We start from the raw sequence: 2,318 nt of genomic DNA on the forward strand, positions 1-2,318 counted from the left end.
TCCCTATTCCCTATTCCCTATTCCCTATTCCCTATTCCCTATTCCCTATTCCCTATTCCCTATTCCCTATTCCCTAAAACAAACGAATTTTGTACCTCACGCTTCTTGGGAATTGCTATATAATCCTTAAGAAACATTATTGAAGCTTACTTCTTAGTTAATAACTGAAGTATTGAGTAAGCTCTTAGATTATTTTGGGGAATTGGTATTACCTGTTACTCCTAGTTGCCTGACGATCAAATTAAATTTGACAGTTGATTCTACTCCCTGCTCCCTAATCATTACTCCCTATTCTATACTAGCGGAGATTGCGGTGATTTAGTTCGGTTATACCAACATAAATAATGTATGAATGCCGATACCCTAAGTATTAAGTCAGGTCTACTTCTATAAAAAGAACTAATCATAGAACATTAAAGCTTTTGTAGAAGTCTGAATTTATTAGTAGTTAATCAACTCAAATTATTTATTCATTTATTTTAGTAAAACAAATGGAAAACTATGTATTACCAACTTTAAGCGACATTTTTGCCCTAGAGAGTTCAAATAATCATTTTTATGCAACAAAAATGGAACTCCCAAGGGAAAATCCTCCTCCTTCTATAACAGAGAAAAATCACCATTTATATTTAAAGGCTCAACAGGAATGGTATAGTGCCATTGCTTCTATTAATCAACTGCTAGAAAAGTCAGTAAAAATCTCAGATTATCAAGATTTAAAAAATCAAGAGATGACGAAAACTGACAAAGAAAAAGGAATCAAAAATCCTAGTTCTTTACTCGGAAATTGGGAATCTCAAAGCAGCTCAAAATGCCCTAGTTCTAATTCCTTATTTTCTCATGTCAAATCAGATCATGGATTAGTATTATCTAGCCCTACTCCTGTTTTAACAAATCCTACTTTAACTCAGAGTTTTTCTACATCAATATTTACCAGTGAAATACCAGAAAGTTTAGACTGGTTATCAATCTTGAGACGGGAAACCTTACCTCTATTACCAGCAGCAGATAGTATTAATTCCTTACCTACTACTATACCAATATTACCTTTATCGACTAAAGACCCAATAACAAATGAGCAGTTTTGTTTAGTTTTAACTGCTAAATTTAGTTTAATTATGGTATTAGGAAAAAAATTAGATAATACACCAGCTTTTCTATTTTCTTTTGACCCAGAAATAGTGAAAAAAGCATGGATTATCTTGCGCAAACGAATCGTATTACCAACATATTTGCAGGCTATAAATATTGATAAACAGCAAAAAATTATTTCCCAATCTTATCAGCGATTATCTATTTTAGACCGTCTGTTTGAGCAGTTTCCTCCTATTGCTCCTGACTACAAAATAGTCATGGAATTTAGTCGTTTATTATTGGATAATTTACCAAATGTAGATAGTAAAAATAATGAATCATTAGAAATTAATATTCCTAGCAAAAATAGAGAAAATCAAGAAACTACTACATCACTAAAATCTACCATTGAAAATCTTAAATCTCCAGATGTGGAATTGTTACAAGCGATCGCCCACGAAGTAAAAACTCCTTTAGCAACAATTCAGACTTTAACTCGCCTTTTATTAAAACGTCCTAATCTAAATCAGGAAGTAATCAAAAAGCGTTTACAAATGATTGATGCTGAATGTACTTCTCAAATAGAACGGTTTAATCTGATTTTTAGAGCAGTAGAATTAGAAACTCAGCAACCTTTTAAGCAACAATATCCATACCTACAATTAACAACTATTCCTCTAGCTGAAGTCTTTCAAAAAAGCATACCTCGTTGGCAACAAAAGGCAAATCAAAGAAATCATACTTTGAAAGTTATTTTACCTCCAAAAATGCCAACCGTTGTGAGTGACCCAACTATGCTTGACCAAGTATTAGGAAATTTGGTTGAAAATTTTTCCCGAAATTTACCTTCAGGTAGTCTTATGCAGGTGGAGGTAATGTTAGCTGGAAATCAACTAAAATTACAACTTAAATCTGATTCTGATGTAGGTGGAAAAAGTCACTCACCTTTCACCAGTTCCACAAAAACACCTTTTAAATCTATTGGTCATTTATTAATGTTTCAACCAGAAACAGGTAGTCTTAGTTTGAATTTAAAAGTGACTAAAAATTTGTTTCAAGCAATAGGAGGAAAATTAGTAGTTCGACATCGACCAACTAAAGGAGAAATAATGACTATTTTCTTACCAGTTCAATAATTTATCAAAGTAGTAAGATTTTGGATGGAAATCAGCCTATAGTTAAGGAGAATAAGTTTCATCTTCCTAAACCTATGGTAAAAATAACTAACAAATAATTGTATCTTT

1 protein-coding gene is annotated in these 2,318 nt (G+C 32.2%); it reads left to right on the plus strand.

Annotation, left to right across the window (positions count from 1 at the left end):
• Positions 1-491 precede the first annotated feature (491 nt).
• Entirely contained in the window at positions 492-2,210 is a 1,719-nt protein-coding gene (locus tag AFK68_RS01260; RefSeq protein ID WP_094671004.1) for a sensor histidine kinase KdpD, read from the plus strand.
• Positions 2,211-2,318 lie beyond the last annotated feature (108 nt).

The organism is Hydrocoleum sp. CS-953, from assembly GCF_002260545.1.
Lineage (GTDB): Bacteria > Cyanobacteriota > Cyanobacteriia > Cyanobacteriales > Microcoleaceae > Trichodesmium.

Coding starts and splice junctions, on each gene's coding strand:
- AFK68_RS01260 (WP_094671004.1), top strand. CDS start 492: ATGGAAAACTATGTATTACCAACTTTAAGCGACATTTTTGCCCTAGAG.